Annotated in this window: 11 protein-coding genes and 1 riboswitch; of the genes, 8 read left to right on the top strand and 3 right to left on the bottom strand. The window is 39.9% G+C overall.

All coding sequences use genetic code 11. The features are described from left to right. Window positions 1–193 precede the first annotated feature (193 nt). A riboswitch (cobalamin riboswitch) is annotated at window positions 194–478 on the top strand. A gap of 73 nt (window positions 479–551) precedes the next feature. The 7 genes from HFD85_RS19395 to HFD85_RS19365 all read left to right on the top strand — a co-directional run bounded on the left by HFD85_RS19395 (window position 552) and on the right by HFD85_RS19365 (window position 7600). Next, on the top strand, window positions 552–1367 hold the full coding sequence (locus HFD85_RS19395; protein WP_167613610.1) for an ABC transporter substrate-binding protein: 816 nt from the start codon (window positions 552–554) through the stop codon (window positions 1365–1367). 18 nt (window positions 1368–1385) lie between these two features. Beyond that, complete coding sequence (locus HFD85_RS19390) at window positions 1386–2396, top strand: FecCD family ABC transporter permease (RefSeq protein ID WP_167613608.1); 1011 nt, start codon at window positions 1386–1388, stop codon at window positions 2394–2396. A gap of 22 nt (window positions 2397–2418) precedes the next feature. Then, window positions 2419–3234: an ABC transporter ATP-binding protein gene (locus HFD85_RS19385; RefSeq protein WP_167613606.1), complete on the top strand. Its 816-nt coding sequence runs from the start codon at window positions 2419–2421 to the stop codon at window positions 3232–3234. Between the two features lie 186 nt (window positions 3235–3420). Beyond that, window positions 3421–4254 carry a sugar phosphate isomerase/epimerase family protein gene (locus tag HFD85_RS19380; RefSeq protein WP_167613604.1) on the top strand — a complete coding sequence of 278 codons (834 nt, stop codon included), beginning with the start codon at window positions 3421–3423 and terminating at the stop codon, window positions 4252–4254. A 159-nt stretch (window positions 4255–4413) separates the two neighbouring features. After that, window positions 4414–5154 (top strand): hypothetical protein, encoded by a 741-nt coding sequence (locus tag HFD85_RS19375; protein WP_167613602.1) that lies wholly within the window; start codon window positions 4414–4416, stop codon window positions 5152–5154. A gap of 360 nt (window positions 5155–5514) precedes the next feature. After that, on the top strand, window positions 5515–6102 hold the full coding sequence (locus HFD85_RS19370) for an RNA polymerase sigma factor (protein WP_167613600.1): 588 nt from the start codon (window positions 5515–5517) through the stop codon (window positions 6100–6102). After that, complete coding sequence (locus tag HFD85_RS19365; RefSeq protein WP_167613598.1) at window positions 6092–7600, top strand: tetratricopeptide repeat protein; 1509 nt, start codon at window positions 6092–6094, stop codon at window positions 7598–7600. Before HFD85_RS19370 ends, HFD85_RS19365 begins: the two co-directional genes overlap by 11 nt. 116 nt (window positions 7601–7716) lie before the next feature. On the opposite strand, the gene HFD85_RS19360 is transcribed toward HFD85_RS19365, so the two are convergent. Then, the gene (locus HFD85_RS19360; protein ID WP_167613596.1) at window positions 7717–10584 is read right to left on the bottom strand and encodes a CHAT domain-containing protein; all 2868 of its coding nucleotides are present in this window, start codon (window positions 10582–10584) and stop codon (window positions 7717–7719) included. Between the two features lie 134 nt (window positions 10585–10718). Here HFD85_RS19360 and HFD85_RS19355 point away from each other — a divergent pair, with 134 nt between their 5' ends. After that, window positions 10719–10871 (top strand): hypothetical protein, encoded by a 153-nt coding sequence (locus HFD85_RS19355; RefSeq protein WP_167613594.1) that lies wholly within the window; start codon window positions 10719–10721, stop codon window positions 10869–10871. Window positions 10872–10964: 93 nt separating this feature from the next. Here HFD85_RS19355 and HFD85_RS19350 read toward each other — a convergent pair whose 3' ends face one another. After that, the gene (locus tag HFD85_RS19350) at window positions 10965–12104 is read right to left on the bottom strand and encodes a THUMP domain-containing class I SAM-dependent RNA methyltransferase (RefSeq protein ID WP_206082032.1); all 1140 of its coding nucleotides are present in this window, start codon (window positions 12102–12104) and stop codon (window positions 10965–10967) included. Window positions 12105–12121: 17 nt separating this feature from the next. Then, window positions 12122–13048, bottom strand: coding sequence for a serine O-acetyltransferase EpsC (gene epsC, locus HFD85_RS19345; RefSeq protein WP_167613592.1), 927 nt, complete (start codon window positions 13046–13048; stop codon window positions 12122–12124). Between the last annotated feature and the right edge of the window lie 5 nt (window positions 13049–13053).

The following is a 13053-nucleotide window of genomic DNA, read 5'->3' as shown; positions in this document are numbered from 1 at the left end:
ATCGGGCTGCAATCGGCATACAATCTACAACGATTGAAAATAAAAGTATCAGCCTATGGCCGAAGAGCGATTACAACTCCGTACCAGCGTGGGAATAAGTTATAGATTTTTTGATGCCTGGCAGTATGATTTTCAGAAAAACAGGATTGATCTTAACGAATCTATATATACAGCCGTTCAAACAAAGTTTTTTCTACCTTTGTTGGCGATTGGTGATGCACAAGCATTCAGAGGGAATCCCGTTAAAGTCGGGAGCTGTACCCGCAGCTGTACGTTCTAGTTTTTCTTATAATTTGTGATTTTAAGAACAAATTCTTAGAAATACAGAATCCCGGCAAAAATTGATTTAAAAGAAATTTTTCGTCGGGATCTGTTCCGAATAAACTGACTTTTCTTACGCCATTATCCGAAAAATAAAGGATGAGAAGGTATAAGTCAGAGAACAAGCCAGAAAACCTGCCAGTCGGAATTTTTAGATGAACGAACTCCGGGATTTGAGTTTCGGGAATCACACTGCTGATTCTGCACTTTCCGGGTTAATTTTAAACGAAATGAGTTTTAAAAGCTTTGTAGTTGCTGTCGCACTTTTGTTTTTTGTGCTGAGCGGACAAGCCCGTGAAAGTAAACGTGTGGTTTCGCTGGCGCCTTCGGTTTCCGAAATCATTTACCTGGTGGGTGCACAGGACCAGCTGGTGGGATGCACCTCGTACTGCACCATAGCCGCCAACGACTCGGTGCCCGTTGTAGGAAATGCCATCGATGTAAATATGGAAGCTTTGTTTGCCTTGCAGCCCGACCTGGTTCTGGCCATGGAACTCACCAAACAGCAGGATATTTCAGCCATGAAAAAACTGGGTATAAAAGTGGAGCTGATGAAATCGCCCCGAAATTTTGAGGAAATCTGTGAACAGACCCTGCATATTGCCGGCTTGCTTGGGAAAGCGGCTGAAGCTGAAAAGTTGGTAGCTTCTACCAGACAGCGTGTTGCCGAAATCAGCCGGCTGGCTAAAAATCAGAAGCACCGGAAGATCTTTTTTCAATTGGGGGCCAATCCTATTTTCTCGGTCCTCGACAACACTTTTATGAACGATTACATTACCATTTGCAACGGAGAGAATATTGCCGCCGGCCTTACGAAAGGAACCGTTACCCGCGAAAGTGTTCTGATAAAGAATCCTGATGTGATAATCGTGGCTACAATGGGTGGTTTTGGCGAAGAGGAAATGAAGGTTTGGAAGACTTATCCAGAAATTGAAGCTGTAAAAAACAACAAGGTATTTCTGATCAGTTCCGAAACCTCGTGTAATCCAACGCCCACCAGTTTTGTGAGTGCGCTGGAGGATGTGTATAAATTCGTAAGCCAGTAAATTTTGCGAACCTGAATTATGAGAATCAGAAACATAAAATGGCTGCTCTTCCTGCTGGCACTACTGCTCCTGCTGTTGGTGTCGGTTGCGGTGGCTTTGTTAAGCGGCGAAATCGATTTAAAACTTGTCGACCTGCCAACAATCCTGGAACAGAAATCGGGTGTTGAATATGCCGTGCTCACAAAAATACGACTGCCACGCATTTTACTTGCCGTTGCCGTTGGAGGCGGACTGAGTTTGTCGGGTGCCATTCTTCAGGGCATTTACCGCAATCCGCTGGTTGAGCCTTACACCCTTGGAATTTCGGGAGGTGCTGCGCTTGGCGTGTCAATTGCCATTGTTTTTGGCCTGAATGCACTCTCGTTTCTGGTCCTTCCGCTGTTTGGATTTGCCGGTGCAATTGTCACCTTGTTTCTGGTGTATTTCCTGAGCATTAAACGCGACGGGCTGAACATTAACAGCATGTTGCTGATTGGGGTGATGATCAGTTTTGTGTCGTCGTCGGCCATGATGTTTTTAATGTCGACCACTACTACCGATAATGTTCAGAATATTGTTTTTTGGGTGATGGGATCGCTGGATGAACCGAACGAAATGCTCATAAAAATTGCTTTGTTTTCTTCGCTCTTCGGATTGATTCTGACCTATTTTTTTGCTCAGCCACTGAATGCTTTGCGTTTAGGACAGACAAAAGCCAAACACCTGGGAATAAACACCGCACTGACGGTGCGCATCCTGTTTTTTCTGGCTTCCTTGCTAACTGGTATTGCCGTTGCAATTGCAGGTGTAATTGGTTTCGTGGGCCTGGTAATTCCACACCTTATCCGCTTAATTATAGGAAATGATTATAGAGTTTTGCTTGGCGGGTCGTTCCTGGGAGGAGCAGTTTTCCTGGTACTGAGCGACACGATCGCCCGCACGATAATTGCACCCAACGAACTACCAATCGGAGTAATAACCGGATTGATAGGAGGTATAGTGTTTATTGTAATTTTAAGTCGGTCGCGTTCAAAATTCAGGTTGAATTAGAACAGGCGTAAATGAGAATTGAATGGAATCGTTTTTAAAAATAGATAAGTTTTCTTGCGGGTATCCCGGTAAATTTGTAGTGCAGGATATTGACCTGGAAATTCCGAAAGGCGATTTTGTGGGGATTATCGGGCCAAACGGCTCAGGAAAGACCACGCTTTTTAAAGGGATTACTGCTGAACTGCCTGCTTTAAGCGGTAAAACTATTTTGAAGGGCGAACCGGTTCATAAAATGAGCATCAAAAAACGGGCGCAAAACCTGGCCATTGTTACACAGGTAATCGAAGCCGGTGCGATGACGGTGGAAGATTATGTTTTGATGGGGCGAATGCCCTACCGTGGCCAGTTCCAGTTTTTCGAGAATGAGGAAGATGTGGAGATCGCTGAAAAATACATGAAACTCACCGGTGTCGATCGCTTACGAAACAAATACATGAATGCGCTGAGTGGGGGAGAGCAGCAACTGGCCGGAATTGCCCGTGCACTTACCCAGGAACCGCAACTTCTTTTGTTAGACGAGCCTACCTCACATCTCGATATATCGCACCAGGTACAAATTCTGAACCTCATCCGCAGGCTTAGTTACGATCTGAAACTAACCGTTCTGATGATCATCCACGACTTAAACCTTGCCGGAGAATATTGCGATTCTCTGATTATGATGGACAATGGTACATTGCGAAAAAAAGGTGAGCCGGCCGAGGTGTTAAACTACCAGGATATTGAAGAGGTGTACAAAACAGTTGTCATCACACGAACAAATCCGGTGTCGGGAAAGCCGGTCGTATTTTTGGTTTCTGAAGATGTGATGCGGCAGAAAAAGGAAGCTTCGCATTAAAAACTGATTTTCGTTCATAAGATCATTTTGCGATAAATTATTTCATTCATTCACAAAAGTATAAACGCAAAATCGGTGAATTCTTTTTTATTATTCGATAAGTACATACTGATTGTTTTTTTAGTGAAAAGTAGCGTGTATAGCCATATTTGCTACCTTTAGGGCAAACAACAAAATCTAATAAATATGAAGAAACTTGTAGTGATAGCGCTTGCGCTGTTCACACTTACCGTCAGCCAGGCACAGGAACAAAAAAGGCCCGATCCGCAACCTGCTCCTGAAAACAGCGAATCCTTCCGACTGGGAATGGCCGGTTACACGTTCGTTAAATTCGATCTGGAAACTACACTTAAAACACTACAGCGTTGCGATGTGCATTATTTGTGTATCAAAGATTTTCATTTGCCAGTAGCGAGCACCGATGAAGAGATTGCAGCTTTTCACAAAAAATGCGCCGACTATGGTGTAAAAGGCTATGCAGTTGGTCCGCTATATATGAAATCGAAGGAAGATGTCGATAAATATTTCGACTATGCCAAACGAGTGGGAGTGAAACTAATTGTTGGTGTTCCTGATTACGAGTTGTTGCCATATGTTGATCAGAAGGTAAAAGAATACGATTTTAATTATGCCATTCACCTGCATGGACCGGACATTAAAATTTATCCGGATGCCGAAGACGTGTGGGAACATACAAAAGATTTAGATCCAAGAATCGGAATGTGTCTGGACATTGGTCATGATACCCGAAACGGAAAAGACCCGGTGGCTGATTTGAAGAAGTATCACACCCGGGTATTCGACATGCATTTAAAGGATGTAACAGGTCCGACCAAACTCGGATATTCAGTGGAAGTAGGACGCGGTATTATCGATTTCCCTGCATTGGTGAAAATGATGCGTAAAGTAAATTATACAGGGGTTATCAGCCTGGAGCACGAGCGTAATATGGATGATCCTTTTATGGGTATTGCCGAATCGATCGGTTATTTCCGTGCGATGCTTGTTGCAACAAAATAGAAATCAAATTTCAGTGAAATATGAAAGTGCCGGAAGTCTAATCCGGCACTTTTTTTATGCCCGAATACTTAGTTTAGTTAAAGTCAATTATTTAGATACAATACTGTGGGCGGGTAGTTGAAACAACGGTTTTAAGCGTTAATTTTTTACTTTTGTGAGGTGCGAAACTGGTACAAAATATACAAGCGGAACATTTATGGTGTGATGGGCACCCTGGTATTTCATATTCTGCTGTTTCTGGCATTTCTCTTAGCTGATGTTGATATGAAGGGGAATGTGAAGGAAGAGCCGATTGTAATTGAATTTCCTGATTTAATACCCGAGCCTGAGCTGCCGGAAGAGGAAAACACGGAGGAAAGCCAGCCGGAAGAATCTGTGCCGGTGCAACCCAACACGCAAAGCAATATGGCTTCCAATCAGCGGGCCACCGAAAATACGACCACTTCAACCGATGAATTTTTCGATAGTGAATACATGAAAGAGCTTGAAGCTGCCAAACAGTTACGTTCGAGTGTTTCCAATAATTTATCAAAAGAGGTTACCGACCTGAAGGATATTGAAATGCCGGTTGAAACAACGGAAGGTATGGATCGCGACTCGATAAAAAATGTAATTTATGCAGGGGAGAGTAATATTAAATATTACCTCGATAACCGGTATCATGTTCGCCTTCCCATTCCGGTGTATCTTGCTCAGGGAGGCGGAACTGTTATTGTTGATATTGAAGTCGATCGAAGTGGCAGGGTTGTCACGGCCAAAGCACGAGATAACAGATCCATTCGTGATAAACAGATTTTTTTGTATGCCCAGGAAGCAGCTTCACGCACACTGTTTAACAGCGATAGTAACGCACCTGCTCTTCAACAAGGAACCATCCATTATACTTTCGTAGCTCAGTAAAGTTCATGTTAAATTAATTTCCGCTTTAACATGATTTAACAACATTTGCTTGCCACATTTCAATCGCGCCCTTATATTTGCAGCACGTTTATTTTCATAAGTTTAGGTTTAGTTAGGTTAGTTAGTTTAATGAGAAAAGGATGGATTGTTGAATCCGTCCTTTTTGTTTTTCATCCAGTCCCCAAATATTTTTCAGATTTTTTCTTCTTTTTAATATAATTTCTATCTTTAGCAATTAATGTAAAGCATTAATAATTAGCGTTGTTACTGTTTTTTAACAGCCTGTTAATAAAGTTGTGGATAGAATAATTTTAAATAAAGGGTTACCTTTTGCCAATTAATCGAATAATATAGTAGAACATGATAAGTTATACGGATGCGCAAATCCTGAAAGGAATCTTAAGACATGATAATTTAATTTTACAGTACATATATAAACAGTACTACTATAAAGTAAATTATTTCATTAAGAAAAACCAAGGAAGTGAAGATGATGCCAGTGATGTATTTCAGGAAGCTATTATCGTAATTTATAGAAAGTTAAAGGAAAACGATTTAATTTTCGAAAAGAGTTCTTTTCAAGGTTATTTATTTTCGGTTTGCAGATTTTTATGGTTAAAGCAACTCGAGAAACGGCGAATAGAAAGAGAAAGACTGAACGATTCGTTACCTTACCAGGAAGATTTATATGACGATAACCTGGTAGAGATAGTAGATAAAAACGAAAAATACGGATTGTATCAGAAACATTTTAAAACCCTTAGTTCTGATTGCCAGAAGTTATTGCAACTGTTTTTCGAGAAGGTACCATTAAAAGATATAGCCAAAATTATGGGCTACAAAACAGAAAAATACGCAAAAACCCGGAAATATAAGTGTAAAGAACTGCTTATCAAGCGTATAAAACAAGATACAGAATTTAAAAAGATACTTGAAGATGACACCTAAAGCAGAATTTTTTGGACGCATTGATGACTACTGTCTCAATTTACTGGACGCAAAAGAAAAACAAGAATTTGAACGAGAGTTAACCACAAACGAAGAGTTAAGAGAAGAAGTACAGCTTCATAAAGACATTCAGGCCGCCGTGCTGGAAATGGATGTTCAAACCCTTAAAGGAGCCCTCGACGAAATCTACCAGGAAAACGTAGTACCTCAATCAAAGAATGGCTCATTCGAATTACTCGAAGAGCTGGACGAAATTGAAGCATTAAAAGAAGAGTTGACTTTCGAGGAACTCATCAACAGCTTCGATTCTCTACCCAAAGTTCATGTATATCAGCATGAAAAGACTTCAAACGAAAATGTACACCGTTTCTACGAGGAACAAATTGATGGTACCGAAGCAAACGGTATTGAGGAAGAAGAATTAAACGGATTCGATATGGAAGGCCTCGATGGTCTGGAAGAAGCCATAATGGAAGCCGATATTCTAAATCTTCGCGATACCTTGAAGCAGGTTGCCAAATCTGTTGAACCTCAGTATTCGGTTGAAGAGATTGATGCCTACCTGAATGGAGAAATGGGCGACGATATTCTTGCCGAATTTGAAACCGAACTGAAGCAAAATGGTGCTTTACTTGAAGAAGTGAGCATGCACAAAGATATTGAGAGTGCCATAGAAGAATCGGATATTATGAAGTTACGCGATGAAATGCGTAATATCATGGAAGCGGAAACTTCATGGAACGTTAGTGAGCAAAGCATCGAAGACTTTATAGACGGCATGTTGGAAGAAGACTTACTCGAAGAATTCAGTGCCGAATTAAAAGAGAATACCGACCTGATGGCAGAAGTTTCGCTTCGCGAGCAAATAAACAATGCCATCGGCGAAAAAGACATTCAATCGCTGCGAGCCAGTTTAGGCGATGCACGCAAATCTGCAGAGAAGAAAGAAGTGAAATCGATAGTGATGCCACAATTCAACCTGAATTCAACCCGTTTTTGGAGAAACAGCGTGGCTATGATCATCGTTCTTCTGGGCTTGTCGGGCGTTTTGTTCAACAATATGCAATCGGTTGACCGAACATACGATAATTACTTCGAAACGTCTACATGGGCGTCTGAACGTTCCGCAGAAAGCAATATCGATGTCTTTCAGCAAGCCAAATTAGCTTATCAGAACGATAATTACCAGTCGACAATAGAAGTACTGAATAAAGTTCCTGATAGTTCGGATGAAGCATTTGTAGCACAGTTTTACAAAGGGATGAGTTATCAGAACTTAAATCAAATTGATAAGGCCATTCAGGAATATTCAAAAGTGATAGATCAGGGAAATAACCTGTTCGTGGAAGAAGCTGAATGGTACAAAGCATTGTGTTACCTTAAAATGAATCGCAAGCTGGAAGCAAAACAAGAACTGCTGGCTGTGATAGATAGAAAAGGACACTACGAAAATGATGCTAAAGCGATCATACGGAAGTTAAGGTATAACATTAAATAAGCAAATTCGATATAGATTGATTCGGTTTATAAATACACATTCACCTTTTTCAATAGACTGATTCAACTAAAAAAGATACACATTCAAAAGAAAAATAGATTGATTTGCATACACATTCACGAAGCCCGTTGTTTACGACGGGCTTTTTTCATTCTCAATCCCTGGTCGATGGCAAACGCAACAATCAAAATAATTAAAAGGCCAAAGAAGTAAATGTCGTTGCTGGTATAGATAGGCGAAGGATCGCCGATAGCCTTAAAACTCATCCAGTAATGCGGATGTGCCAAACGTGAATTGGATTTATCGAGGTAATCGATTTTAGCCAGACGGAGTGCTTCGTCCTTTGTTTTTCCGTTTTTCAGGTACTTGTAGAACGAGGTCATAATTTGTGTGCCGGCGTTGTCTTCAACTTCCCATAACGACATGATAATTGAAGGACAGCCTGCATAAAGAAATCCACGTGCCAAACTCATTAAACCTTCACCTTTTTGCATTTTACCAACCCCCGTATTACAGGCACTGAGAACGGTAAGACGGGCATTTCGAAGATTGAGGTTGTAGATATCCGCCGTGTTTAACCATCCGTCTTTTTGCAGATCATTTTCATTCTGTACGGGAGAAAACGCCAGCCTCGAAAATGCTGGTAGCGAATCGTTTATATACGCGTGCATAGCCAAATGTAGAATTTCGTAGTTCTGACACAAAGCTCTGAATTCTTCTTCTGTTGCATCAGTTCCACGGAAAATATCGGTTTTAACCGTATTGGAAATGGCATCGACTTCGCTTTGAACTCCAGGTAATGGTAAAAGTGTGTAGTTTGCATTCGAAAGCACAACCTTTTCGTTATTGTATACAGGAGCAAAAGCCAGAATCTGGTTCTTCAGATTCCGTTTCTTGGCACGATGTTTCATTAAAATATTCATCGAATTGGCATAGTTCACATTAAAGTGGCGAACCAGGTAATCCAGCCGCGAAAAGTCGATGAAAGCACTTGTATCAGGCATAGTTTTAATTAATCCATCGAAAGCGATATAGTTTAGTTTCCCATCAGGAATAATGGTCAGGTTTTTATTGATTAAATCTTCGGAAATGGGCTGCACCAGGAGCTTGTACATGTTATGGGCTGATACACAAAATTGCTTGATATCATCGTTTTGTGTAAATAAATAATCAGGAGTCGTCATGAAATTATACATGTACTCCATAGATACTGCAGTTTCCTTGTCGATAGCTTGTCGCAGAAACTTTTTGCTGTCTGCAGTGATCAGAAAAGTAAAAAGTTCACTAATTGAATCGTTTTCGGTAAGTACATATTCCAGGATGGCATCCTTTTTATCCATCATATTTTGAGCATCCTCGATGGACAACATTGATTTGGAATACTTCAGGTCATAATAGTCAGGATATTGCTGTTCCAGAAAACGGTTAAGCTCGTCCCGCTGACGGCTGGCCTCAAAAATTTTGGTATTATAATCAGCAAGTAATGCGGTATCCGGCTCATCCTCACTGTTTTCTGTAAAAAGCCTCTCATTGTATATGGAGATTGTATTATTCAGATTGCTTTCCAGTTCGAGCAGGCTATCGGGAATCAAGCTGTTTTCCTGGGCAATATCGTTGGATATTTTATCAAATACGGCACTGCTTTTTAGTTGTTCCGAATTGTTAAATGCCAACTCCAGGTAGTCATCATTATTATTTGCTTCGTAGGCCAGATAGGCGGTTTCAATGGTTTTGGTGAAGGTTTCATATTCCAGTTGAGCGAGTTGGATCTTACTTTCATCGCCCGAGATTTCCATTCGAGCTCTTGAAATCAAATTTCCGATCACTTTATAGTAGCGTAAAGCTTCATCCAGTGATTCGGTATAAAACGCACTTTTTTCCTCCTTGTCAAGCAAAGCCATCTCATTGTGGGTGTCGGCAATGGTTTTTAGCAGAATCATACAGTCGGTAAACGACAAGCAATTATCGATTGTTAATTCTTCAATCTTAGCCTCACCCTCTCCTACAAAAAGTGCATTTAAACTTTTTTTATACCAACTTATTGCCTCTTCGAGGTTTTTTATCTTTTGAGATTTAAAAGAGTATATATCAGAGCTCTCAACAGGTTTTGATTTTAGTAAATTACCTTTGAATTCATAATAATTAGACAGTTTGAGGCCTTTGTGTGGTTGAATTATACGTATGATATTATAAGCTTTCTCAAGTGCTCTCGTTCCTTCTGTATAATTGTTAGTAGAAGATTCAAAAACAGCGAAATTCAAATATGCGATTGCTGTTTCAATATCATTCTCCCCATAATATTGTCGAGCCAGGTCTATAGTGTGCTGATGATAAATCCTCGCTTTATCCAAGTTGTCAAGTTCTTGTTCTATATTGGCAAGAAGAGTATACCAGTATATTTTAGAAATAGTATCACTGGTATTTTTAAATTGTTCAGCTATAGACATTGCCTTTTCATAGTTTTCAATAAGGAAATTTAATTCTGCGATGGAATAATATGCAATGTCTATTCTATCTGGATTGGGAGTTTCCTGTTTTAGTAAGATATTTAAACCTCGTTCGTAGTAATTGAGAGCATTTACGTAATCCAGTTTTGAACGGTATACAGCTCCAATATTCGTATATAATCCAGCGAGAACGGATGGTCTTAACTCCGGATTCAACTTGTAGTTACTCTCGGTGAGTTTGTAATATTGAATTGCTTTGTCGTTTCTATTTAAATTTCTGTTAACTATACCCAAAGCATTATACACTTTTCCAAGCTCATAATCTTCTTGTCCGTAAATCTGTATTTTATATTTTAAACAGAGCAGAAAGGTGTCTAATGCCTCATTTTCATCACCGTTTCTAAATAATTGAATTCCCTGTAGATACAGCTGCTCCGACTTATCTGCATACCATGTTGAATCCTTCTCTTGAGAAAAAAGATTGTGAGGAAAAAAAAGAAAAAGAAAAAGCGAAATAAAAATCCCTGATTTAGACATCGTAATGAGTGAATTTTACGCCAAAATAGAAGTTTTTTAATTTTTTTCAAAAACAGGGGGTTACCTTTTTGCCCTTTTCAGAATATATAAGTGAATGTGTATTTATAAAGTTTAACAAATCAATCTATATTACGATGAAAAGGGTACAGGGACAATCAACAGAAAATACTTTTAAAAGTCTAGGTTTTGACGTTTTAACAACTGCAGAAATGAACACCATCAAAGGTGGAGCAGATACAAGACCAACAACCCGTCCCAGAGAAATTTTTGACTTGGAAGAAGAGTAGCCTATATACAGAACCAATTAAGTTGTTAGTACAGGGGGTTAAGACGGGACGCGTTTTAATTCCCTTTTGGTTAATTTTTAAGCTGTTCATTCTTTAATTATTTCGCTTTCCGCTAAATAATTTATAATTATCAAATTTACAAGGTAGAGCACCGTTCATTAATTCCAGCTTTTTGTCTGGTCTTAATCCAATTTGTTTCATGCTTTCTACCGATGAACTCAAAATCCAGGCTTCGCTGCCGGCATAGTCTTGTTTTAGTTTATCGCCGATCATACGATACAAACCATTAAGATCCTCTGGTATTAATCGCTCGCCATACGGTGGATTGGTCACAATCGTACCATTTTTAAACTCACACTTAAGATCCTTAAAATCGGATTTCTGAAATTGTATTTTATTAAATACTAATGCTCTTCGTGCATTGGTTTGCGCGTTTAATAAATTACTTCCCGAAATATCAGAAGCGTATATGGTGTGCCGGAACTCTCTTTTAGGAGCCGGTTCTGTAATTTTATCCCACAGTAACTGGTCGAAGTCATTCCAAAGCTGAAAGGCAAATTCTTTTCTAAATTTTGCCGGTGGAATATTTTGAGCGATCATAGCAGCTTCAATTGCCAGCGTGCCCGAACCACACATCGGATCCATAAAATCGGAATTGCCATACCAACCTGCCAGTAAAATCATGCCGGCAGCCAAAACCTCACTAAGGGGAGCTTCACCCTGTTTTACACGATAGCCGCGTTTATGCAGCGATTCGCCTGAACTATCAATCGAAAGCGTGCAGCTATTATTAAAAATGTGAACATTAATAATAACATCCGGTTTGTCAGTATCAACGTTAGGACGTTTTCCTGTTTTTTCGCGAAAGTAATCGGCAATGGCATCTTTTACTTTTAAGGATGCAAACATGGAATTCCTAAAATCACGCGAATTCACCACTACACTGTCAATCCTGAAGTTTTGTTCCAGTGAAAAATATTTTGTCCAATCAATTTTTTTGCATTTCAAATAAAACTGGTCGACATCTTTAAATGAAAAATATTCAATCTCTTTTAAAACGCGAAGTGCGGTTCGTAAATGATAATTCGATTTGTAAATGAGTTCGAGATTGCCTTCATAAAAGACAGCTCGGTTTCCTCGTCGAACGTTTTTTCCGCCCAAATTTTTAACCTCCTTGGCCAACACATCTTCAAGCCCGGCCAGGGTTTTTGCAATAAGTTTAAAATCTTTCAATTTAAATAGAATTAGAATTAAATACCTGCACCATCGGTGAAAGGGATATCTTTTGCTCGTTTCTGAATAACGCGCGAATTGGCCGGAAGGTCATTTGTCACCCAAACGTTTCCACCAATCACTGAGTCTTTTCCAATTGTGACGCGACCTAAAATAGTAGCGCCTGCGTATATCACCACATTATCTTCTACAATCGGATGTCGCGGAATTCCTTTGATTGGATTGCCCTTTTCATCAATCGGGAAACTTTTCGCACCAAGTGTTACGCCCTGATATATTTTTACATTGTTTCCCAAAATACAGGTTGAACCGATCACTACTCCGGTTCCATGGTCGATGGTAAAACTTTCGCCGATTTGAGCGCGAGGATGAATATCAATTCCTGTTTCGCTGTGTGCCATTTCCGAAATAATTCGCGGAATTAGCGGTACCTGTAACTGAAGTAGTTTATGCGCCAAACGATAATTTGTAATGGCCCGAATTCCGGGATAACTGAAAATCACTTCGCCAAAATTTTTGGCTGCAGGGTCGTTCAAAAAAGTTGCCTCAACATCTTTTACCAATAAACGTCGGAGCTCGGGCAGAAACTCAATCAATTCAATAGTATTGGCTTCGGCGCGTTCGGTATGTTTTAACACTTTATTTGCTGTGTCATCTTCACATTCAAAACACATTCCGGCCAATATCTCTCCACTTAGAAGTGTACAGAGTTCGTCAACATAAACTCCCATGTAATGTATCGTTGTTCCTTCACGCAAGGTTGTGCTTGCAAAATAACCGGGGAACAAAATCTCCCGAACCAGTTCAATGATTCTCGAGATGTTTTTGTTCGAAGGTAGTGGCTCACCTTTCATATGCTCGTGACAAACCAGCTTATATGAATCGGGATTACTTAACTGTTCAATAGTTTTGATTATTCTGGTATCAAAATCTTTTGTGGTCATAGTAG

The organism is Maribellus sediminis (assembly GCF_011799805.1).
Classification (GTDB): Bacteria; Bacteroidota; Bacteroidia; order Bacteroidales; family Prolixibacteraceae; genus Draconibacterium; species Draconibacterium sediminis_A.
This window is presented reverse-complemented; position numbering and strand designations above follow the sequence as displayed.

Bases quoted from the DNA above. Each gene is read 5' to 3' on its own strand.
- HFD85_RS19395 (WP_167613610.1), top strand. From the start codon at position 552: ATGAGTTTTAAAAGCTTTGTAGTTGCTGTCGCACTTTTGTTTTTTGTG.
- HFD85_RS19390 (WP_167613608.1), top strand. From the start codon at position 1,386: ATGAGAATCAGAAACATAAAATGGCTGCTCTTCCTGCTGGCACTACTG.
- HFD85_RS19385 (WP_167613606.1), top strand. From the start codon at position 2,419: ATGGAATCGTTTTTAAAAATAGATAAGTTTTCTTGCGGGTATCCCGGT.
- HFD85_RS19380 (WP_167613604.1), top strand. From the start codon at position 3,421: ATGAAGAAACTTGTAGTGATAGCGCTTGCGCTGTTCACACTTACCGTC.
- HFD85_RS19370 (WP_167613600.1), top strand. From the start codon at position 5,515: ATGATAAGTTATACGGATGCGCAAATCCTGAAAGGAATCTTAAGACAT.
- HFD85_RS19365 (WP_167613598.1), top strand. From the start codon at position 6,092: ATGACACCTAAAGCAGAATTTTTTGGACGCATTGATGACTACTGTCTC.
- HFD85_RS19360 (WP_167613596.1), bottom strand. From the start codon at position 10,584: ATGTCTAAATCAGGGATTTTTATTTCGCTTTTTCTTTTTCTTTTTTTT.
- HFD85_RS19355 (WP_167613594.1), top strand. From the start codon at position 10,719: ATGAAAAGGGTACAGGGACAATCAACAGAAAATACTTTTAAAAGTCTA.
- epsC (WP_167613592.1), bottom strand. From the start codon at position 13,048: ATGACCACAAAAGATTTTGATACCAGAATAATCAAAACTATTGAACAG.